At 71.8% G+C, this 21568-nt stretch carries 14 protein-coding genes and 1 pseudogene; 10 read left to right on the forward strand and 5 right to left on the reverse strand.

Features of this window, described 5'->3' with window-relative positions; genetic code table 11:
* Positions 1–40: 40 nt before the first annotated feature.
* Both ACQPZW_RS34930 and ACQPZW_RS34935 read right to left on the reverse strand, forming a co-directional pair.
* Positions 41–1963: an ABC transporter ATP-binding protein gene (locus ACQPZW_RS34930; protein WP_433790277.1), complete on the reverse strand. Its 1923-nt coding sequence runs from the start codon at positions 1961–1963 to the stop codon at positions 41–43.
* Positions 1960–2481 carry a hypothetical protein gene (locus ACQPZW_RS34935; protein WP_433790278.1) on the reverse strand — a complete coding sequence of 174 codons (522 nt, stop codon included), beginning with the start codon at positions 2479–2481 and terminating at the stop codon, positions 1960–1962. The genes ACQPZW_RS34930 and ACQPZW_RS34935 overlap by 4 nt, the downstream gene beginning before the upstream one ends.
* Before the next feature lie 156 nt (positions 2482–2637).
* On the opposite strand from ACQPZW_RS34935, the pseudogene ACQPZW_RS34940 reads away from it, so the two are divergent.
* The 3 genes and pseudogenes from ACQPZW_RS34940 to ACQPZW_RS34950 all read left to right on the forward strand — a co-directional run.
* Positions 2638–3606 (forward strand): annotated as a pseudogene (locus tag ACQPZW_RS34940) (ATP-binding cassette domain-containing protein); the annotation flags it as partial.
* A gap of 241 nt (positions 3607–3847) precedes the next feature.
* Positions 3848–4633: an ABC transporter permease gene (locus ACQPZW_RS34945; protein WP_433790279.1), complete on the forward strand. Its 786-nt coding sequence runs from the start codon at positions 3848–3850 to the stop codon at positions 4631–4633.
* Between the two features lie 714 nt (positions 4634–5347).
* Positions 5348–5875, forward strand: coding sequence for a hypothetical protein (locus ACQPZW_RS34950; protein ID WP_433790280.1), 528 nt, complete (start codon positions 5348–5350; stop codon positions 5873–5875).
* Positions 5876–6439: 564 nt separating this feature from the next.
* Here ACQPZW_RS34950 and ACQPZW_RS34955 read toward each other — a convergent pair.
* Entirely contained in the window at positions 6440–7081 is a 642-nt protein-coding gene (locus ACQPZW_RS34955) for a response regulator (protein ID WP_433790281.1), read from the reverse strand.
* Complete coding sequence (locus tag ACQPZW_RS34960) at positions 7078–8316, reverse strand: sensor domain-containing protein (RefSeq protein WP_433790282.1); 1239 nt, start codon at positions 8314–8316, stop codon at positions 7078–7080. The genes ACQPZW_RS34955 and ACQPZW_RS34960 overlap by 4 nt, the downstream gene beginning before the upstream one ends.
* 109 nt (positions 8317–8425) lie before the next feature.
* Between ACQPZW_RS34960 and ACQPZW_RS34965 the strand changes: the two genes are divergently transcribed.
* Positions 8426–9181 (forward strand): ABC transporter ATP-binding protein, encoded by a 756-nt coding sequence (locus ACQPZW_RS34965; RefSeq protein WP_433790283.1) that lies wholly within the window; start codon positions 8426–8428, stop codon positions 9179–9181.
* Complete coding sequence (locus tag ACQPZW_RS34970) at positions 9178–12042, forward strand: FtsX-like permease family protein (RefSeq protein WP_433790284.1); 2865 nt, start codon at positions 9178–9180, stop codon at positions 12040–12042. The genes ACQPZW_RS34965 and ACQPZW_RS34970 overlap by 4 nt, the downstream gene beginning before the upstream one ends.
* Positions 12043–12616: 574 nt before the next feature.
* Here the strand turns inward: ACQPZW_RS34970 and ACQPZW_RS34975 are convergent.
* Positions 12617–13717 (reverse strand): EAL and HDOD domain-containing protein, encoded by a 1101-nt coding sequence (locus tag ACQPZW_RS34975; RefSeq protein ID WP_433790285.1) that lies wholly within the window; start codon positions 13715–13717, stop codon positions 12617–12619.
* 292 nt (positions 13718–14009) lie between these two features.
* Here ACQPZW_RS34975 and ACQPZW_RS34980 point away from each other — a divergent pair, with 292 nt between their 5' ends.
* The 5 genes from ACQPZW_RS34980 to ACQPZW_RS35000 all read left to right on the forward strand — a co-directional run bounded on the left by ACQPZW_RS34980 (position 14010) and on the right by ACQPZW_RS35000 (position 21551).
* Positions 14010–15557 (forward strand): long-chain-fatty-acid--CoA ligase, encoded by a 1548-nt coding sequence (locus ACQPZW_RS34980; RefSeq protein WP_433790286.1) that lies wholly within the window; start codon positions 14010–14012, stop codon positions 15555–15557.
* 126 nt (positions 15558–15683) lie between these two features.
* Positions 15684–16961, forward strand: coding sequence for a hypothetical protein (locus ACQPZW_RS34985; RefSeq protein WP_433790287.1), 1278 nt, complete (start codon positions 15684–15686; stop codon positions 16959–16961).
* Between the two features lie 146 nt (positions 16962–17107).
* Positions 17108–18043 (forward strand): glutamate ABC transporter substrate-binding protein, encoded by a 936-nt coding sequence (locus ACQPZW_RS34990; protein WP_433790288.1) that lies wholly within the window; start codon positions 17108–17110, stop codon positions 18041–18043.
* The gene (locus tag ACQPZW_RS34995; protein ID WP_433790289.1) at positions 18040–19239 is read left to right on the forward strand and encodes a hypothetical protein; all 1200 of its coding nucleotides are present in this window, start codon (positions 18040–18042) and stop codon (positions 19237–19239) included. The genes ACQPZW_RS34990 and ACQPZW_RS34995 overlap by 4 nt, the downstream gene beginning before the upstream one ends.
* Entirely contained in the window at positions 19236–21551 is a 2316-nt protein-coding gene (locus ACQPZW_RS35000) for a tetratricopeptide repeat protein (RefSeq protein ID WP_433790290.1), read from the forward strand. Before ACQPZW_RS34995 ends, ACQPZW_RS35000 begins: the two co-directional genes overlap by 4 nt.
* Positions 21552–21568: the final 17 nt, after the last annotated feature.

Raw genomic sequence — 21568 nt, forward strand, 5'->3', positions numbered from 1 at the left:
CCTCGTTGCACCGGCCGGTGGGTGACCGGCCGGCTCCTGATCACCCACCGGTCGGCGGGTGAAGCTCCTCGGCATAGCCGGACGCCTGCAGGGTGTACAGGCCGGCGTAGATCCCCCCGCCGGCCAGCAGTGTGGCGTGATCGCCGAGCTCGGCGACGACGCCGCCGGACAGCACGGCGATGGTGTCGGCGTCCCGGACGGTGCTGAGCCGGTGCGAGATCAGCACGCTGGTGGCGCCGGCCCGCAGCGCGCGCAGCCGGGTGTGCACCTCGTGCTCGGCGCCGGCGTCGAGTCCGGCGCTCGGCTCGTCGAGGATCAGCAGGTCACGGTCGGCGCGCATGAAGGCGCGGGCCAGCGCGATCCGCTGCCACTGACCGCCGGACAGCAGCACCCCGGCACTGTCGCCCGGCTCGTCGTCCAGCCCGTCTGCCGGCTCGTCTGCCGGCTCGTCCTGCGGCTCGTCCTGCGGCTCGTCTTCCGGCTCGTCTTGCGGTGAGAAATACCTGGTCAACAGGGTGTCGTAGCCCTTGGGCAGCTTCTCGACGGTCAGGTTCACCCCGGCCCGCCCGGCGGTCGCCTCGATGGCCGGGCGGTCGTCGATGCGGGCCACGTCGCCGAGGCCGATGTTCTCGGCGGCGGTCAGGTCGTAGGACATGAAGTCCTGGAACACCGCTCCGAGGCGTTCGCGCAGGTCGGCGACGTCGAAGCGGCGCACGTCGACGCCGTCCCAGAGCACCGTGCCACGGGTGGGGTCGTAGAAGCGGCACAGCAGTTTGACGATGGTGCTCTTGCCGGCGCCGTTCAGCCCGACCAGCGCGGTCGCCTCACCGGCACGGATGGTCAGATTCACGCCCTGCAGGATCCAGGGCAGCGTGGGGGCGTACCGGAACCAGACGTCCTTGAACCGGATCCCGTCGCGCAGCGGCGGCGCGGCGCGGACCGGCAGACCGTCCGGCGCCGCGAGATCGGCCGGCGCACCGGTCACCTCGCGGAAGTGCCTGAAGATCAAGAGCGCTTGATGGGTACGGGCGAAGCCGCCGATGATCTGTGCCAGGAGGTTCTGGACGCCGCCGGTCGCCGCCGCGAAGACGACGATGTCGCCGATGCCGAGTCCGCCGGAGCGTGCGGAGAGCGCCGCCCACACCAGTCCCCCGCCGGCGACGACCGCGGCGAGCCCGGTGAGCAGCGACTGCATGCGCAACTCCCGCAGGTCGAGGCTGCGCATGCCCCGGTTGATCTTGCGTAGCTCGCTGCCCATCCGGGTCGCGAACAGGTTGCTCAGCCCGTAGAGCCGCACCTCCTTGGCCGCGGTCACCGAGGAGATCAGGTCGGCGTAGAACAGCTCCCGCCGGGTGGCGTGCCCGAGTTGCAGCATCATCGCCGCCCGCGCGCGGGCGAGGATCATCTCGCCCCGGACCGTCGGGATCGCCGCGACCGCCACCACCAGCGCCATCCACGGGGCCATGCTCGCCAGCACGGCCACGAACCCGGCGATCGTGACCGTCGACTGGGCGATGGCCAGGCCGTTCGCGGCCACCTGGGCCGGGGTGGCAGGCCCGCCGGCGACGGCCACCTGCAGCCGGTCCTGAAAATCCGGATCCTCGAACCGCCCCAGTCCGGCGAACCCGCCGATCGCCCGGAACAGCTCCTCCCGCCCGGCCAGCTGGGTGCGCCGGCTCATCTCGGCGTCGACGAACTCGCCGGCCGACGGCATCAGCGCGCCGACCAGGCCGGCCGACGCCAGGGCCAGCACGACGGCCAGCACGTCGGCGTCCGAGCCGTCGCCCGCCAGGTGGTCGAGCAGCAGCTTGGTCAGCCAGGCGACCGCCACCGGGGCCAGGCCGCCGAGCAGGGCGATGCCGGCGCGGGCCGCGAGAAGCCACCGCGACGCGCGCCAGGCCAGTGTGAACGCCGCCCGCAGCAGGGTGACGGTGCCGTGCGCGCCGGGTTCCGCGACGGTCACGCCACCGCCGCGATCGGTAGGTCGTCGAGGGCGACGCCCCCGGCGACGATCCGGGCGTCCGGGCCCACCACGAAGAACGACGGGAAGGCGGTGATCGCGAACGCCGAGATCAGCGGCCCGTCCGGCTCGTCCAGCACGACCCGCGCGACCGGCGTCAGCGACGGCAGGTAGTCCGACGCAGACAGGGCGTCCGACATCACGATCGCGAGCGACCGCTCACGGCCGAAGACTCCGGCGGCGGAGACGAAATCCGGGAGACGGTCCCGGCAGGCGTCGCATCCGGGGGAGAAGAAGCCGATGAGGGTACGGCCGGAGAGCTCGGTGCGTGACACGGCCCGGCCGTCGCGGTCGTGGGCGGTGAAGTCACCGATCAGCGAGCCCGGTGTCAGGAACCCGGGCGTGGAGACGATCGTGTTCGCCGGGCGGGTCCGCAGCCGGCGGATGACGCCGAAGGTCAGCAGCAGGTTGAGGAGGGTCAACGCGCCGAAGAGCGCCACCAGCGCGTACAGAGTTGCCATCGTCGTCCCCTCACCACGGACCGCCGGGGTGACCGGCCGGTAGCCGAACGTTAGGTTCGACGACTGTCGATCCGCTATCGATTCGCTGTCACCGATGCCCCCGGCTCGTCAGCGCACGGTGCGCGACTCGTCAGCGCGGACCGCCAACCTGGGTCCATGACATCCACGATCGTGGCCAGTGGGCTGCGCAAACGTTACCGGGGCGGGCAGGGGACCATCGCGCTCGACGGGTTCGACCTGGAGGTTCCGGCCGGCATCGTGCACGGCCTGCTCGGGCCCAACGGAGCCGGGAAGACCACCGCCGTACGGGTGCTGTCCACCCTGCTCGGCTTCGACGCCGGCCGGGCGGAGGTGGCCGGCGCCGACGTCGCCCGGCAGCCCGGCCTGGTCCGGGAACGGATCGCCCTGACCGGCCAGTACGCGGCCGTCGACGAACTGCTCAGCGGCCGGCAGAACCTGATCCTCTTCGGGCGCCTGCACCACCTGGGCGTACGCGACGCCCGTCGGCGCGCCGACGAGTTGCTCCACCGGTTCGGGCTCACCGACGCGGCCGGCCGGTCCGCGAAGGACTACTCCGGCGGCATGCGGCGGCGCCTCGACCTGGCCGCCAGCCTGATCCGGCGGCCGCGGGTGCTGTTCCTCGACGAGCCGACCACAGGCCTCGACCCGCGCAGCCGCAACGAGGTGTGGGACGCCGTCCGCGGTCTGGTCGCCGACGGGACGACGGTGCTGCTGACCACCCAGTACCTGGAGGAGGCGGACCAGCTGGCCGACCGGATCTCGGTCGTCGACGCCGGCCGGGTCGTCGCCGAGGGCACCCCCGACCAGCTGAAGTCGGCCCTCGGCGCGGACCGTCTCGAAGTCGTCATCCGCGACGCCGACCGCCTCGACGACGCTGCGGGTGTGCTGGCCCGCATCACGGGCGCGGCGCCGGACATCGACACCGACCGGCGGCGGTTGCGCGTACCCCTCCGTAAGGACCGGGTGGAGACGCTGACCGCAACCGTCCGGGCGTTGCAGGAGGCCGCGATAACCGTCGCCGACGTCGGCCTGCACCGTCCCACCCTCGACGAGGCGTTCCTCCACCTCACCGCGGGCGACTCGACCGCGTCGTCCGCCGGCATGCCGCCCTCCCGCTCGTCCTCACCGACCCCGTCGCCTCACTCACCCACCTCTCCCCCATCGCCTTCGCGCACCTCCACGTCCTCGCCTCCGGCAACCCACCACCCCTCGCCCCGGCTGGCTCCGCGTCACAATCTGCGGCGTCTTCCTCAGGGCCTTCCTCGGCGCCTTCCTCGGCGTCTTCTTCGGCGCCTTCCTCGGCGCCTTCTTCCGCGCCTTCTTCGGCGTCTTCGGAGGTGGGGGCATGAGCGCGGCCCTTGCGGATGGTCGGGTGATGGCCGGGCGTTACCTGCGGCATGTGGTGCGGGCGCCCGAGGAGATCGTCATCTATTTCAGCCTGCCGATCATGTTCGTACTGGTCTTCGGCTATGTCTTCGGCAGCGGCATGTCGGTGCCGGGCGGCGGCGGATATCGCGAGTTCCTGATCCCCGGCGTCTTCGTGATGACCATGCTGTACGGCATCGGCGCGACCGCCACCGGCATCGCCGTCGACGTGGGCCGTGGAGTGCTGGACCGCTTCCGTTCGATGCCGATGGCGAGATCCGCGTTGATCACCGGCCGGGTCACCGCGGACCTGGCCCGTGCCCTGCTGGAGACCGCCGTGCTGGTGGTGTGTGGACTACTCGTCGGCTGGCGCTGGCATCTGGGTCTCGGCAACGTCCTGGCCGCGATCGGCCTGCTCCTGCTGCTGCGCCTGGCCCTAAGCTGCGTCGGCGTGGCACTCGGCCTGGCCACCCCGAACCCGGACACCGTGTCGATGATCGTCTTCCCGCTGGCGTTCCCACTGAGCGCCGTCTCGAACGTCTTCGTAGCCCCCGAGCTGATGCCCGGCTGGCTCGGCACCGTCTCCGAATGGAACCCGATCTCCGCGACCACCACCGCCCTGCGCGACCTGTTCGGCAACCCCGGCCTCGGCTCCGACTCGTGGCCTGCCGAACACGCGCTGCTGCTGGCCGTCGCCTGGCCGATCGCGTTGATCGCCGTCTTCGGGCCGCTCTCGGTCCGCCTCTACCGCCGCGTGGGCCAGTGACGCCGCCCTTCCGCCCGGGCACGCCCTCCGCACCAACCCGAACCGCGTGGTCATCTGCGGTGCCCAACCACGCCACAGGCCACCGAGCCGGCCATGACCGGCGGATTCATTTGCGGTGCCAGCCGCACCACGGACCGACCGAGCCAACCATGACCGGCGGGCTGATCTTCGGCGCCAACCACGCCACGGACCGACCGAGCCGACCGTGATCGGCGTGAGGATCTGCGGTGGCCGGCACGTGCAGTTGTGGGTGGCCATGGAGCCGGGATGCAAAGGAGCGGCAACCGGGGCCGAAGCCGACAGGTGAAGGAACGGCAACCGGGACCGGAGCCGGGATGTCGATGAGCGGCGACAGGGCCTGGAGCAGGCGCGGTTGACACGCTGCAGGCGGGCGGACGCGGCAACGCCCCGCCCGCCCGCAGCGTTTCCGGGACACTCGGGTGGAAGCGTCCCGGTGGGACCGCACTCCGGCCAGGCGGTCCGGATCGACCACGCTCAGGGCGGTGAGCATGGCCACGCCTTTGCCAGGCAGTGTGCGCGCCCTGTGTTACGGAACGCCACCCCTATCACAGCGGACAAATAACTCAAAAACCCACGGAGTAGTCAATTCCCCTGCGAAGATCAACTCGTTGACGTGATCTACAGCGGGGGTTTGCCGTGCGCAACGAGGAGAGCCGGAGCACGCCGGTCATCAGCAGGCCGGTGCCGCGACCGGTGACGAGAGGGCCTCAACCGGCCCGCCTCCCTCGCGCCGAACCCGGCCGAACCGGCACTCTCCCCTTCGAGCTGGTCCGCCGCGACATCGCCGGAGATCACCCCGGCGTCCCGCTGATGCTGCGAATTCGCGTCCTCGACGCCTTCGACACGACCCCGGTCTCCTCAGCCGTGGTGGACCTCCGCCACCGCGAGCCCACCGGCGACGGCGAAGTCCGTGGCGCCCAGGTGACCGACACCGACGGCTACGCCGAGTTCCGCACCGTCCACCCCGGGCGCGAACCAGGAAAGCCGGTCCACATCACCACCTCGGTCCACGTAGGCGGTTACCTCGCCGGAGGCCGAACGGTGACCTACTCCGGCCCTCTCTACATCCCGGAACAGATCGCCGGCCAGGTAGCCGAAGGACTTCCCCCCGCCGAAGACCGTGAGCCCACAGCCGGAAACCTTCTCCACGTGGTCCCCCGAGACCGTTTCGACCTGTCCGCAGGCTTGCTGGCCACGATCACGGTAACCGTCGGCGACTGATCCCACTAAAGCCGAGCCGCCAGCCACCCCGGCTCCCCCGCCGCGACTCAACCGCGCTGAGCCCCAGCAGGCAGCCCGAGCACACCCACCGCGACAACGAGCTCGTGCCCAGCACCCGACAGCCGGCCCGAGCCGCCTGCCAGCTCGATCCCCACCACAGCAACGAGCCGCGCAAGGCACCCCAGCAGCCGATCCCGGACCGCCAGCCGGCTCGGCACCCACCAACAGCAGCAGACCGCCCTCAGCACCCCAACGGCCGCCCGGTCCACCACGCCAAGCCCAAGCCACCCCACCAACCACCAAGCCCCGCCCACCACCCTCACGGCAGGCGCGGACCGCGCCACCAACCACCAAGCTCGGTCCACCACGCTCACGGCAGGCGCGGACCGCGCCACCAACCACCAGGCCCAAGCCACCCCACCAATCACCAAGCCCCGTCCACCACCCTCACGGCAAGCGCGGACCGCGACACCAGCAGCGGGCCCGATCGCCGGCGGCCGGGCTCATGCGCCGCATCTGCGGCGGGTAGTCGGCCCGCCTCGTATATCGGCTGGGGCGCGACGATCAGCCGCGAAGATAGGCCAGGACGGCGCGGACCCGACGGTGATCGTCGCTGTCGGGTGGGAGCTCCAATTTGGCGAGCAGGCTGTTGATGTGCTTGGCGACCATCGCCTCGGTGACGACCAGTTCCCGGGCGATTCCGGTGTTGGAGCGCCCCTCGGCCATCAGTGCAAGGACCTCGCGCTCACGAGCGGTGAGTCGGTGCAGTGGGTCGCGACGGCGGCTCAGCAACTGGCGAACCACCTCCGAATCGACCACCGTGCGCCCGGCGGCCACGTCCTCGATCGCCTTGACGAACTCGGTGACCTCACCGATGCGGTCCTTCAGCAGATAGCCGACGCCCGCCCCGTGATCGGAGTCGATCAGCTCGGCGGCGTAGGTCTGCTCGACATACTGGCTGAGCACCAGCACGGGAAGTCTCGGGTCGGTCGTCCGCATCTCGATCGCCGCTTGAAGGCCCTCGTCGCTGAACCCCGGTGGCATCCGCACGTCGGTGACGACCACATCGGGCCGATGCTGGGCGACCGCCTCCCGTAGGGCGACTGCATCCCCGACGGCGGCGACCACGTCGTGGCCGAACCGCCGCAACATGCCGGCCACCCCCTCCCGGACGATCACACCGTCCTCCGCAATGACCACCCTCATGCGACCGCCTCCGATACCGGGATCTCCACGCGCAGCAGCGTCGGGCCACCGGCTGGGCTGGACAGGCTGACCGAGCCGTCGAGGACCGCCACCCGGTCGGCGAGCCCCATCAAGCCGGAGCCGCTCGCTGGGTCGGCCCCGCCACGGCCGTCGTCACGAATTTGCACGATCAGGCGGTCGCCCGTCAGGGACGCCTCAACGCTTGCCCGCTCCGCCCCGGCGTGTTTGGCGACGTTGGTGAGCGCTTCGGAGACCACGAAGTAGGCGGTCACCTCGACGGCCGACGGCAACCTGCCGGGCAGGCGCAGGTCCAGGTCGACGGGTAGGGGCGCGACGGAGGCGGCCTCCCCCACAGCCGCGGCCAGGCCACGGTCGGTCAGAACCTTCGGATGAACGCCCCGGATGAGCTCCCGCAGATCGGTGAGCGCCTGCTTGGCCAGCAGATGTGCGGCTTCGAGCGGCTCGGCGCCGGGCGTGCCGGCCGGCACCTCCAGTCGTGCCATGCCGAGCTGCAGGCTGAGCGCGACGAGCCGCTGCTGGGCGCCGTCGTGCAGGTCGCGCTCGATGCGCCGGCGCTCCACCTCGAAGGCGTCGACCAGCCGCGCCCGGGAACGGGCCAGCTCTCTCAGACGGGTGTCGTCGGGCGGCGTCAGCATGGCGCGGGCCATCGCCGCGCGGGCACCGGCCCAGGCGATCACCGGATAGGCCAGGATGGGGCCCAGCAGCAGCCCGGCGACGACAGCCGGAAGAGTGGCGGACAGCGGCTCGTCCGCGATGGTCCACGGCGCACCGATCGAGATCGCCAGCGTGTAGCCGACACCCACGAGGACGAGTAGATCCATCCAGCTCAGCATCGCCGCCGCGAGCGCCGCGTAGAACAGCTCCCGCCACGTCGCCTCCTCCCGCAGGCGCAGAGTGACCCACGCGCGGAGGCCCGCCCCCGGAGGCGGCAGGTGCGGGTCGGGCAGTTCCGCACGGTCGACCAGCCGGAGCCGCCGCCGCTCGACGCGGGCCACCACGATGCCGGACAGCAGACACCCCACGTAACCGGCGACGCCGACGACCACCGCGGCCAGCAGCGTGCCGACGACGAACATGACCACGACCGCCGCGATGGTGGCGGCGCCGAGCAGTGAGCCGCTCGCCAGATATGCGAGGGAACGCCATGGCCAGGACGAACGTAACAACGCGACCGGCCGCAGGGTGAGCGCCTCGAGCGCGTTGCGGGGTTGCATGTCCGGCACGCTACCGGCCGGGCGAGCCGCTGTCGGTAGTGCAGGGTTTACCTTCGAGTGTGGACTCCGCGTGACTGTGCCGGGCCCGCCGGAACGGTTTGCTGGTCGCATGACGGATCACGGAATACCAGCGGTCGAGCTGCGGGCGGCGACCAGGACGTATGGAACCGGCGAGCGCGCGGTCACGGCGTTGGACCGGGTGGACGCCCGGTTCGAGCCGGGCACCTTCACCGCGGTCATGGGCCCCTCCGGGTCGGGCAAGTCCACGCTGCTGCACTGCGCGGCCGGGCTGGATCGGCTGTCGGACGGCGAGGTCGTCATCGACGGGGTCCCCGTCCGTGGTCTGAGTGAGCGTGCTCTGACCCGGCTGCGCCGCAGCCGTGTCGGGTTCGTGTTCCAGGCGTTCAACCTGGTGCCGGCGTTGACCGCGGCGCAGAACGTGGCGTTGCCGCTGCGGCTGGCCCGCCGCCGCCCCGAGCCGGGCGCCGTGACGGCGATGCTGGCCGAGGTGGGCCTGGCCGGCCGTGAGGGGCACCGGCCGTCCGAGCTCTCCGGTGGCCAGCAGCAGCGGGTGGCGATCGCCCGGGCCCTGGTCTCCCGACCGGCGGTGCTTTTCGCTGACGAGCCGACGGGCGCGCTGGACGCAGCGTCAGGTGCCGCGGTGCTGCACCTGCTGCGTGAGGCCGTGGACCGCCATCGGCAGACGATCGTCATGGTGACCCATGACCCACTGGCCGCGGCCACCGCCGACCGGGTGCTGTTCCTGGCGGACGGCCGGGTGTTCGACGAGTTGCCCGGTGCCGCCGGCGCCGAGCGGATCGCCCTGCACATCGCCCACGCACAGCACACGGTGGTGACCCGATGACCGCGGCGTGGGCGATGGTCCGGCACCGGTTCGCGAGTTTCGCCGGCACGTTCGTAGCGGTGTTCCTGGGAGTCGCCGTCGTCGCCGGGTCCGCGGCGCTCCACCTCAGCTCTCAACCGGAGGCTCCGGCCCGTTACGACCTGGCCCCGGTGCTTGTCACCCCGCCGGATCCGGGCACCGGCGACGACCGCGACCGGCCAGCCTGGACCGCGGTGCAGGCGGCCGATCTGGCCACCCGGCTCAGACAGTTGGCCGGTGTGACCGCGGCCGTCCCGGATCCTTGGTTCTACGTGCAGCGTCTCGATGCCGGCCGGCCGGTCGGCGACTCACAGGCATCCCTGCTGGACGGGCACGCCTGGTCGTCCGCCGCTCTCGGTGGTTACCGGCTGACCAGCGGCCGCGCTCCGTCCGCCCCGGACGAGGTGGTCCTCGGCACAGCGTCGACTCCGTCCTCGCCGCCGAAAGCCTTAGCCACCACGGCTTCCGACGGCACTGCTTCCAACGGCACTGCTTCCAACGGCACTTCAGGCGGTGACGCCACAACCGTCACACCAGGCACGAAACCCACGGCGAGAGCATCGAGCTCGGAAAAGGTCACGGCAAAAGAAGCCACCACGGAAAAGGCCATACCGGAAGGGGTCACCACTGGACAGGCCACGGCGGGAGACGCCGCGGCCAGCATGACCACTGGGAGTAAGGCAACAGCGGGAGAAGCCCCTGCAGGGAAGGCCATCACGGGAAAGGTAACCCCAGGAGACGCCGCACCTGGCATCGCCACCAAGGGTAAGACCACCGCGGGGAAGGCAACCGCGGACGACGCCACAGTTGGCATCGCCACCACGAGGAAGACCACCGCGGGGAAGGCAACCGCGGACGACGCCACAGTTGGCATCGCCACCACGGGGAAGACCACCGCGGGAGACGCCGCAGCGGGCATGGCCGCCACGGGAAAGGCCACCGCCGGAGAAGCGGCCGTCGGTAAGGCGACGGCGGGAGAAAGCACGGCTCCGGGGACAGTGATGGTGCTTACCTCCGTCGGCCAGGAGGAATGGCGGGTCACGGGGACCGTCGACGGGCCCGGGTTCTACGTGACTGACAGGGCGGCCGCGCAGCGGGCGTCCGGCGTTCGGGTCATCGGTTTGACCGTGAACGGGGATGCCCAGCGAGTGGCCGATGCGGCCGCTTCCGTGGTCGGGGCGGCGGGAGTGGTGCGGTCGGGTGCGGAGCGGGACGCTCTCGAGCCGGGTTCCGTCACGCGGATCCGGTGGATCGGTGCGCAGCTGCTGATCGCGCTGGTCAGCCTGGGTGCGTTCGCGACCGTGTTCGTCGTGTCGTCGACATGCGCGCTGAGTGCGGCGCAGCGGCGGCGTGAGCTGGGATTGCTCCGGGCGGTCGGCGCGACGCCGGGACAGGTGCGGCGGATGATGTATGCCGAGACGGCACTGATCGCTGTGATCGCCGGCCTTCTCGGAGCTCCGGCCGGCATGATGACCGCGCCGTTGCTGGCCGAGCCGATGATCCGGACCGGCCTGGAGCCCGCCGGTTTCACCGTGACCTGGCAGCCGGCGGCGTTCGCGGGGGCGGTCGTGCTGGGTCTGGTCGTGGCGCTGGCCGGTGTGACCGCGGCGGCACGGCGGGCCAGCCGGATCCCACCGCTTGAAGCGCTGCGCGAGGCGGCGGCTGACCCGCGTTCGATGACTCCGGCCCGTTGGGTGGCGGGGCTGCTCTGCGGCGCTGCCGGGGCGGCGTTGCTGGTGATGATGCCGTCGCTGCCGCTGGAGACCCGCAGCACTGCCGGGTTGGGTGCGGCGATGTTCCTGTTGTCCTCGGCCGCTCTGCTGTCGCCGGTGCTGATCGTCCCGCTGGTCCGGGTGGTGGCACGGCCGTGGCAGAGCACCGCCACCGGAATGCTCGTCCGGGAAGGCACGCTGACCGGGGTTCGCCGGGTCGCGTCGACGGCGGCGCCGGTGCTGGCGACGGTCGGGCTGACGGTTCTGCTCGCGGGGACTGTCGCGACGATCGAAGTGGCCACCGGAATCGACGAGACCGCCCGGTATCCGGCGGGGAACGTGCTCGTTCCGGACGGCACGCCCGGGCTGTCGGCGGCCGCGGTCCGTGCTCAGGGCATCGAGCCGGAACTCACCACCAGGGTGCTGATCACACACGGCGACCGGACCGCGGGCAGGCCGGTGACCGGTCGCGGCGAGGCCCTCGTCCTGGACCGGATCACCGCGGCAGAGCTGGGCGCCACGGTCGGTGACACGGTCACGATCCGATTCGCCGACGGGGCCGAGACGAGACTGCCGGTCGCCGCCGTGGCCGACGAGGTGAGCATTCCGCGCGGTCTGGTCCGGGAGCATGATCCCGATGCGCTGACCAGCATGGTCGTGTTGACGAAGCAGGCGGTGGCGGTTCCCGGAGCACGCGTCCTCCCGATTCACGACTTCGTCATGGAGGAGGTCGACGAGGAGGGGCGCCTGGTCGATCTGTTCCTGCTGGTGCTGATCGGGCTAACGGCGGGATACACAGCGATCGCCGTAGGTAACACGCTGCTCATGGCCACCGCCGCGCGCCGGACCGAGTTCCAGGCGCTCCGCCTCGCCGGCGCCGGGACCGGCCAGGTGTTATGGGTGGTCACCGTGGAGGCGCTGCTCGCGGTCGTGGTGGGTGCCGTCCTCGGCGGGCTCGTCGCGGTCGTCTCCCTGGCCGGGGTTCGAGCCGCTGTGGAGGACGAGATAGGCCGAGACATTTCGCTCGTTCTACCGTGGGGCGTGACCGCGGCGGTGACCACTTTGTGCACGGTCCTGGCTTTGATCGCGGCAGCGTTCCCGATTCTCCGGCGCAGACCCACCAGCACATGACAAGCCGCGGCGAGCCGGACCGACAGGCTCGGCCGGGCCACCGGGCGGACGGACCGGCCGGCCGGGCGGGCGGGCGGGCGGACGGACGGACGGATGAGCGGGCGGACCGCATTTGAGGAGGCGGGCCGCATGCACCGAACAAGCCGGGACGACTCGGAGGACCCGAACGGTTCGGCTGGCCGGAGCGATCCGGCAAGCCGAAACGGCCCAGCAAACCGGAGGGAGCGGATACGGCCCGGCGGGTGGGGCGAGCCGGGTGAAGAGCAGACCGGACGCGGCGGGCACGACCGGCGACCGCCCTCGGACCGGGCGCGGGACGACCGCCCACAGTCAGACCGGACGAGACAATCGCCCGCAGTGAGACCGCAGACGAAGGCAACCGCCAGCCTTCGGACCGGGCACAGAGGCAGCCGCCCGAAGTCGGGCCGGACGCGAAGGCAACCGCCCGCAGCCGGGCCGGACGCGAAGGCGACCGCCCGGAGTCGGACCGGACGCGAAGGCAACCGCCCGCAGCTGGGCCGGACGCGGAGGCGACCGCCCGGAGTTGGGCCGGATGCGGAGGCGAGCCCTGAGGTCAGACCGGGCGCGGGGCCGCTGGGCCGCGGCGGCGCTTGGACGGGGTCGGGGAGAAGCGGTGGGCGGCGGTGAGGGTTCGGGTGGACCAGCGCATCGCGTCGAGGGACAGGCCGGCCAGGTCGCCGGTGCCCCACTCGCCGTTCTCGTAGGCGCGGACCGCCCGCAGCACGTCGCCGAGGCGGCCGGTGCCCACGGTCAAGGCGTCGGACACCTCGATGGTGAGGGGCAGTTGCTCGGCCATGGCGGCGGGCGTCATGGCCATCAGGCGTGCCATGCCGGTGACCAGGCCGGCCACGAAGGCGGCACCGGGGTCGGCACGGAAGCGCGGGGCCAGGCTCTCGCACAGACGGGCCTGGGCGAGCGCGGTGAGCAGCTGCTCCTCGGGGGCTTCGCCGACGTCGTCGACGACCATCAGGGTGGCCCAGCGGCGGATCCGGTTCAGGCCGACGAGCATGACGGCCTGACGGACCGAGGAGATGCGGCTGACCACGCCGGCCGCGACCGAGTTGCTGACGCGCAGCACTCGCAGGGCCAGGGCGGGGTCGCTGACGATGATCGAGGTGATCTTCTCGAGGGGGACGTCGGGGGACATGAGGGCGGCGACGAGCTCCAGGCGGCGCAGCCGGGACGGCGACAGGCTGGGGGTGCTGAGGACCTGGGGGCGGCTCAGCGCGTACCCCTGTCGCAGCTCCATGCCGTGCCGGTCGGCGATGGCGACCTGTTCCTCGGTCTCCAGACGTTCGGCGACCAGCTCGATGCCGGGGTAGGCGCGGCACGCGGCGACGATCTCGTCGAGGCGGCTCAGGTCGCCGTCGAGGAGGTCGAGTTTGACGTACGACGCCAGGCCGAGGAGTTGTTCGTGGCCGGAGCCCCAGACGAAGTCGTCGAGGGCGATCTTGTAGCCGGCCTCGCGAAGGGCGGTGAGCCCGGCGATCACCTCCTCGTCGACGAAGACCGTCTCCAGCACCTCGAGGACCACCTGTTCGGGGCCGAACGGCAACGGGAGCCGCCCGGTCACGAACTCGCGGGTGAGGTTGATGAAGCACGGTCGGGTGCCGGCCACTTCGGCGATACCGAACTCGGTGAACGCGTTCACCATGACGGCGCTGGTGGCGTATGTATCCTGCCGCCCTGACGCGACGTCATCCATACGGCCACGGAACAGCAGTTCGTAAGCCACGACGACGCCATGGACGTCGAAGATCGGCTGACGTCCCACGTGTACCGCATCCAACACCGGGATTCCCACGCCGGTGCATTCGGCAGGGAAACAGCCGACCTAAAGGAAGAGGGGCGGAAACAAAGACGAAACGGAGCCTTCCACCGGCGCGGGCACGCATGTTGGGATGAGACTGCAGTCGCAAACTCACCGGTGAGAAGGGTGTCACCACATGCTCAACCTCTCCGTGCTCCTGGAGGACAGCGCCCGTAACCATCCGGAGCGCGCCGCTGTGGTGCTCGGCCCGCAGCGCCTGACCTATGCGCAGGTGAACGCCGCGGCGAATCAGGTGGCCGGGATGCTGCGTTCGCGTGGCGTGCAGCCGGGCGACAAGGTGGCCCTGACCTGCCCCAACCTGCCGTACTTCCCGATCGTCTACTACGGCATCCTGAAGGCCGGCGCGGTCGTGGTGCCGCTGAACGTGCTGCTCAAGGGCCGGGAGATCGCCTATCACCTGCGGGATTCGGGCGCGAGGGCGTACTTCTGCTTCCAGGGCACTCCGGAGCTGCCGATGGGCGCCGAGGGGTTCGCCGGCTTCAACGAGGTCGACGCGGTTGAGCATTTCTTCCTGATCACCGCGGATCCGGCGGCGGCGTCGCCGATCGAGGGCGCGGAGACGCTCGGCGCGGGTCTGGCCGGGCAGCCGCCGGTGTTCGAGACGGTGCAGCGGGCCGAGACGGACGCCGCGGTGATCCTCTACACGAGCGGGACGACCGGCCAGGCCAAGGGTGCCGAGCTGTCACACTCGAACCTGGTGCTGAACGCGCTGACCTGCAACCGGTTGTTCGGCACGCAGCCGGCCACCGACACGCATCTGCTGGTGCTGCCGCTGTTCCACTCGTTCGGCTCGACGGTGAACATGAACGCCGGTTTCTCGACGGCGTCGACGCTGGTGCTGCTGCCCCGGTTCGACCCGGATGCCGCGGTGCAGTTGCTGCAGAGCGAGAACGTGACGTTCTTCGCGGGCGTGCCGACCATGTACTGGGGTCTGCTCAACGCCCTCAAGGAGGGCGTGGACGTCGAGCGGATCGCGGCGAACATGCGGGTCGCGGTCTCCGGCGGGTCCAGCCTGCCGGTGGAGATCATCAAGGCGGTCAAGGAACGGTTCGGCGTCACCATCCTCGAGGGGTACGGCCTGTCCGAGACGTCCCCGGTGGCCACGTTCAGCGCGCCGGGCAGCGAGCCGCGTCCCGGGTCGATCGGCATCCCGATCTGGGGTGTCGAGGTCAAGCTGATCGACGGCGACTGGAACAGCATCGACAACCCGGACGAGATCGGCGAGATCGCGATCCGTGGCCACAACATCTTCCGCGGCTACATCGGCCGGCCGGAGGCGACCGCCGAGGTGATGCGGGACGGCTGGTTCCGTACGGGTGACCTGGCCCGGCGGGACAAGGACGGCTGGTACTACATCGTCGACCGGGCCAAGGACATGATCATCCGGGGTGGCTTCAACGTCTACCCGCGGGAGATCGAGGAGGTCCTGCTCATGCACGAGGCGGTGTCGCTGAGCGCGGTGATCGGCGTGCCGCACGAGCAGCACGGCGAGGAGATCAAGGCTTTCGTGATCCTCAAGCCGGGCGCCACGGTCACCGAGGAGGAACTCGTGGCGTGGAGCCGGGAGCAGATGGCCGCCTACAAGTACCCTCGGATCGTCAAGATCGTCGAGTCCCTCCCCATGACCGCGACCGGCAAGTTGCTCAAGCGCGAACTGAGCTGATCACCCGCGTGTGAACGAGGCGCCCGGCGGTTCCCGCCGGGCGCCTCTTCGACAGCGGAGGCTTGCGCCCATGACGCACAGTGGACGTGCGGTCCCACAGCGAGAAACAGTGAGAGGCGACCCAGCGTGACAGCAGTTCAGGCGCCACCGCGCGCGGCGTTGACCCGCCTCGCGGGGCTGCGGCACACCTCGCCCGGCCGCCTCCAGCTACTGCTCGCCGTCGTGCTCGTCCTCACCGCCCTGACCGGCCTGGTCGCCGGCCTGACCGCGGGCTCGGCCGCCACCGGCACCACCGATCTGCGCGACCGCGCCCAGCCGCTGCTCGCCGAGGCCGAGACGGTCTGGTCGTCGCTGGCCGACGCCGACGCCACCGCCGCGCAGGCGTTCATCACCGGCGGTCTGGAGCCGCCGGCGCTGACCCGGCGCTACGACGAGAAGCTGGCCGCCGCCGCGACCGCCCTGACCTCGGCCGCGCGCCGGGTGCCGGAGGGCAGCGAGGGCGCCGAGGCGATCCGGGCCATCTCGACCGGTCTGGGCGACTACACGGCGCTGGTCGCCACCGCCCGGGCGCTGAACCGGCAGGGCAAGCCGGTCGGCGCCTCCTACCTGCAGGCCGCGTCGCAGCTCAACCGGGACACCCTGCAGCCGCAGGCGCAGGCGCTGTTCCAGCAGGCCCGGCGGGAGGCGGCGGCCGGCTACACCGATGCCCGCAGCTCCTGGTGGCTGGTGCTGCTGCTGGTCCTGATCATCGGCCTCGGCGTCGCCCTGGTCGTGACGCAGGCCCATCTGAGCCGCACCACCCACCGCACGTTCAACGTGCCGCTGCTGACCGCCTCGGCGCTGACGGTGCTGCTGGCGGTGCTCTGCGCCGGGTTCTTCGCGCACCAGCGGGCCCGGCTGGACAGCGCGGACCGGGACGGCTCGGCACCTGCCGAGGCGCTGGCCGAGACCCGCAACCTGGTGCTGCGGGAGCGGGCCGACGAGGCGCTCACCCTGGCCGCCCGGGCCGGGCGCGGCAAGCTGGAGGACGACTTCGCGTCGCTGCGGCAGCGGTTCTCGGTGACCGGGCCGCGGTTCGACGACGTGGCCGGGCTGATGACGACGGCCACGCGACAGCACGACGCCTACCTGGCGGCGCACGACGAGATCCGCCGGCTGGACGACAGCGGCGACTACGAGGGCGCGGTGCGCAAGGCCGTCAGCGCGGAGACGGCGACGACGTTCGACGGTCTGACCGCCGTTCTGGACGAGGCGCTGAGTGACCGGCGGGCCGCGTTCGACGACGAGATCCGCTCGGCGGGACGCGGCCTGGGCGCGCTGACGATCCTCGGCCCGTTGCTGGCACTGGCGGTCGGCGTGTCCGCGGCCCGGGGACTCCGCGTCCGGCTGGAGGAGTACCGGTGAGCGGAAAAGGCCCGGGGACCCCGCGCCCGGCTGGAGGAATACCGGTGGGCAGGCAGAGCCCGGGGACTGCGGAATCGGCTGGGGGAACACCGGTGAGCGGATTGATGAGCGGGACGGGGACTGCGCCTCGGACTGGGTGGGGGCGCGTGGCCCGTACCCCCCTTGTGGTTGCTCTGATGCTCGCCGCGGCCGGGCTGACCGCCTGCACCACCGCCGAACCGACGGCCGAGCCGACGGCGAAGCCGGAGGCGAGCGCGGCGCCCTCCGGAAGCGCCGCACCCGCAGCGGTTCCGACCTGCGACCCGCGGGCCAGCCTGCGGCCCACGACGGGCCTGCAGATCCCGGCCGGCAGCCACATGCAGAAGATCAAGGACCGGGGGCGGCTGATCCTCGGCACCAATCAGGGCACCGTCCTGTTCAGCTCCCGTGACCCGTTCACCGCCCGGATCGAGGGCTTCGACGTGGACATGGGCCGGGAGATCGCGAAGGCGATCTTCGGTGACCCCGATCGCCTGGCGATCCGGGTGATCCCGAACGCCGAGCGGATGGACCGGGTCGAGGACGGCACCGTCGACCTGGTGATCAGCACCATGACCACCAACTGCGCGCGTCTGCAGCGGGTCGACTTCTCCACCGTCTACTACGAGGCGGGGCAGCGGGTGCTGGTCGGCAAGGACTCGCCGGTGCAGCGGATCGAGGACCTGGGCGGCCGGCCGGTCTGCTCGGTCGCCGGCTCCACCTCGCTGGACAACCTGCAGAAGGTGGATCCGAAACCGGCGCTGGTCGTCCGGGCCGACTACGGCGCGTGCCTGGTCGCCTTCCAGCTGGGCGAGGCCGAGGCGGTCTCCACCGACGACACCATCCTCGCCGGGATGGCCGCGCAGGACCCGTACGCGAAGGTGGTCGGCCCGAGGTTCACCGAGGAGCCGTACGGGATCGCGATCGCCAAGACGCACCCGGAGTTCACCCGTTACGTCAACGCGGTGCTGGAGCGCATGCGTGCCGACGGCACCTGGGCGCGGATCCACGACCGCTGGCTGGGCGGTACCGCCCCGCAACCTCCCGCGGCACGGTACCGATGACGATGCATGCCGCCGAGACCGAGTTGGCGCGCCTGGAGAAGGCGGTCGCCGCGATCGCCGCGAACCTGGTCGAGCTGGATCAGAACCCGGACCGTCAGGAACTGGGCCGGATCAAGCTGACCGGCCGGACCGCGACCGCGTGGGCCGACGCCGGGGACGCTCTGGCCCGGCTCTGGCAGGGGCATCGGCAGCTCGGCGAGGTGATCGAACGCGCGCGGGCGCTGCGCTCGCAGCGGCGGATGAGCGACGCCGACCGGGCCGCCTTCCAGCAGGAGGTGCTGGGCAGCTCGATCACCCTGTCGACCGCGACGGTGCCGCTGGCCCAGCGCGGGCTGCTCGGTGCCGGCCAGGTGGTCTCGACCTGCACGCCGGCCGAGCTGCTGGCCGCGATGGAGGCGGCGTTCGCCACCGCGGTCGCGGTCGTGACCAGCGCCGGGGACGCGTGGCGGCGGGCGACGCCGGCCGCCGCCGAGGCCGCCGACGCGCTGCTGCACGTGCGCGATCTGACCCGGCAGACTGCGGTCGGGCTGGCCGCCGAGACGGATCGGCTGCTCGACGAGGCGGACCGGCTGCTCGGTGATCTCACCGGGACGCTGCTGTCGGATCCGCTGGGCGCGGACGTCTCCGGCCTGGACCGGGTGCGGGCGCTGATCGCGCGGGCGGACGCGGAGCGGACCTCCGCGGCCGAGCTGCGGGCCCATCTGTCGCAGCGGCTGCGCGACGCCCGGTCGGTCGTCGCCGAGATCGAGGCGGCACAGACGTCCGCGGACGCGGCCCGCGAGGCGGTCGCCGGGCGTTTCCCCCAAGAAAAGATCATCGTGGTACGGGGTGCCGACCCCCGCCCCGAGCTGGCCGCGATCGACGCGCTGGCCGCCGCCGGCCACTGGGCGCTGATCAGCCCGCGGCTGTCGGCGTGGAACCGGCAGGCCCGGGAGCGGCTGGCGGCGCTGCGGTCGGCCCAGGCCCACCACGCCGGGCTGCTCGCCGAGCGCAACGAGCTGCGTGGCCGCCTCGACGCCTTCCGTGCCAAGGCACTGAGCCGGGGACTCGGCGAGGACCCGGTGCTCAGCCCGCTCGCCGAGACCGCACGTGACACCCTGCACCAGGCGCCCTGTGATCTCGCCGCGGCGCGGGCCGCCGTCGAGAGATATCAGGACGCGCTCTCCGCCACCATCGCCGCCCGGGAGGCCCGATGACCTGCCAGCGCCCCAACTGCTCCGGAACGATCGAGGACGGCTACTGCGACACGTGCGGCCTGGCGCCCGCCGCGGCGCCGACACCGGTCCCGGCCACGTCCGGTCCGGCCACTCCCGTTCCGGCCGCTCCCGTCTCCGGCCGGTGTGCCCGCGGCGACTGCGGCGGGACGATCGAGGACGGGTACTGCGACACCTGCGGCCTGGCCCCGGTCGCCGGCACGCCCGCCCCGGTGCCCACGCCGCGGCCGGGCACCGCCTCCTCCTCCCGCAGCAGCGCGCTCTCCACCCGTACCCGGGGAAGCGGCCGGACCTCCGGAAGCTCCCGGACCGGCTCGGCCCGCCGCTTCGGCGGTGGCCTCGTCGAGATCGCGCCGATTCGCAGCGCCGACCCGGCGACCGCGGTGCTGCAGGTCGCCGAGGTGCCGGAGAGCAAGCGCTACTGCGCCAAGTGCGGCAACGCGGTCGGGCGGGCCCGCGGCGACCGGCCGGGACGCACGTCCGGGTTCTGCCCGAACGACGGCGTCGCGTTCAACTTCACCCCCAAGCTGGTCAAGGGCGACCTGGTGGCCGGGCAGTACGAGGTGGTCGGACCGCTGGCGCACGGCGGCCTGGGATGGGTCTACCTGGCCGTGGACAAGAACGTTTCGGACCGCTGGGTGGTGCTCAAGGGCCTGCTCAACTCGGGTGACGAGGACGCGCTGGCCGCCGCGGTCGCCGAGCGGCGGTTCCTGGCCGAGGTCGAGCACCCGAACATCGTCAAGATCTACAACTTCGTCGAGCACGACGGCGCCGGCTACATCGTGATGGAGTATGTCGGCGGCAAGTCGCTCAAGGACCTGCTCAAGGAGCGCCGCAACAACGGGGCGGCCGACCCGCTGCCGGTCGATCAGGCGCTCGCCTACGTGCTGGAGATCATGCCGGCCTTCGGCTACCTGCACGAGCGTGGCCTGATCTTCTGCGACTTCAAGCCGGACAACGTGATCCAGTCCGGCGACCAGATGAGGCTGATCGACCTGGGCGGCGTCGTGCACGTCGACGACCAGGAGGCGGCGATCTACGGCACGGTCGGCTATCAGGCGCCGGAGATGGCCACCGACGGCCCGTCGGCGCAGTCCGACCTCTACACCATCGGCCGTACGCTGGCCGTGCTCACCACCGACTTCCGCGGCTACCAGACCACGTACGCGCGGAGCCTGCCCGAGCGTGGCGAGTTCGAGGTGTACCGGAAGCACGAGAGCTTCTACCGGCTGCTGCGGCAGGCCACGCACACCGACCCGGACCAGCGGTTCGCCGACGCCGCCGAGATGGCCGAGCAGATGCTGGGCGTGCTGCGGCAGGTCCTGGCCACCGACGGCACCCCACGGCCGGCGATCTCCCGGTTCTTCACCGGCGAGCTGCGCACCGACCTGCGGGACGACCGGGCCCGCCGGCAGGACCTGCCGACCCCGCTGGTCGACCTCAGCGACCCGGCGGCCGGCATGATCGCCTCCATCACCGCGGCCGACCCGAAGACCGTGCTGTCCCAGCTCGACGCCGCCCCGCAGGACTCGGCCGAGGTGGGGCTGCGACGGATGCGGGCGCACATCGACCAGGGCGACGCCGAGGCCGCGGCCCGGGTCCGCGACGCGATGGAGCCGGACTGGCGGGTGGACTGGTACGACGGCCTGCTCGCGCTCGCCACCGAGGACTACGCGCGCGCCCGGCAGCGGTTCGACGCCGTGTGGGCGGCGCTGCCCGGCGAGCTGGCCCCGCAACTGGCGCTCGGTGTCACCGCCGAGCTGGCCGGTGACATGACCACGGCGTGCGGCTACTACGACGTGGTCAGCCGCACCGACCCGGCGTACACGACGGCGGCGGCCGGGCTGGCCCGGTGCCGGATGGAGAGCGGGGACCGGACCGGGGCGGTCGAGGCGTACAACCGGGTTCCGGGGACGTCGTCGGCGTACCCGATCTCGCAGATCGGCGCGATCCGGGCGCTGGTCCGGGCACACCAGGCCGCGGTCGTCGACGTGGGCTCGCTGACCCAGGCGGCCGGGCTGATCTCGCGGCTCGAGGTGGAGGCGGCGCAACTGGCCACCCTCCGGGCGGAACTGCTCGAGCAGGTGCTGCGTACTCTCGGCGGCGGCACCAAGATCACCGGGGGCGACCTGGCCGCGGTGATCGGCGCCGAACCGGCGGAGAAGCAGCCGGAACGAGACGTGCGGTTCGCCCTGGAGTCGGCGTACCGGGAGATGGCCCGGGCGACGCACGGCACGGAGAAGATCCGCCTGGTGGACCTGGCGAACGCGGTGCGCCCGCGGACGCGTACGTGAGAGGGGCGGAACCGCGC

This window comes from Actinoplanes sp. CA-252034, from assembly GCF_050956125.1.
Lineage (GTDB): Bacteria > Actinomycetota > Actinomycetes > Mycobacteriales > Micromonosporaceae > Actinoplanes.

Bases quoted from the DNA above. Each gene is read 5' to 3' on its own strand.
- ACQPZW_RS35000 (WP_433790290.1), top strand. From the start codon at position 19,236: ATGACCTGCCAGCGCCCCAACTGCTCCGGAACGATCGAGGACGGCTAC.
- ACQPZW_RS34945 (WP_433790279.1), top strand. From the start codon at position 3,848: ATGAGCGCGGCCCTTGCGGATGGTCGGGTGATGGCCGGGCGTTACCTG.
- ACQPZW_RS34935 (WP_433790278.1), bottom strand. From the start codon at position 2,481: ATGGCAACTCTGTACGCGCTGGTGGCGCTCTTCGGCGCGTTGACCCTC.
- ACQPZW_RS34975 (WP_433790285.1), bottom strand. From the start codon at position 13,717: ATGGTGAACGCGTTCACCGAGTTCGGTATCGCCGAAGTGGCCGGCACC.
- ACQPZW_RS34995 (WP_433790289.1), top strand. From the start codon at position 18,040: ATGACGATGCATGCCGCCGAGACCGAGTTGGCGCGCCTGGAGAAGGCG.
- ACQPZW_RS34960 (WP_433790282.1), bottom strand. From the start codon at position 8,316: ATGCAACCCCGCAACGCGCTCGAGGCGCTCACCCTGCGGCCGGTCGCG.
- ACQPZW_RS34980 (WP_433790286.1), top strand. From the start codon at position 14,010: ATGCTCAACCTCTCCGTGCTCCTGGAGGACAGCGCCCGTAACCATCCG.
- ACQPZW_RS34970 (WP_433790284.1), top strand. From the start codon at position 9,178: ATGACCGCGGCGTGGGCGATGGTCCGGCACCGGTTCGCGAGTTTCGCC.
- ACQPZW_RS34955 (WP_433790281.1), bottom strand. From the start codon at position 7,081: ATGAGGGTGGTCATTGCGGAGGACGGTGTGATCGTCCGGGAGGGGGTG.
- ACQPZW_RS34965 (WP_433790283.1), top strand. From the start codon at position 8,426: ATGACGGATCACGGAATACCAGCGGTCGAGCTGCGGGCGGCGACCAGG.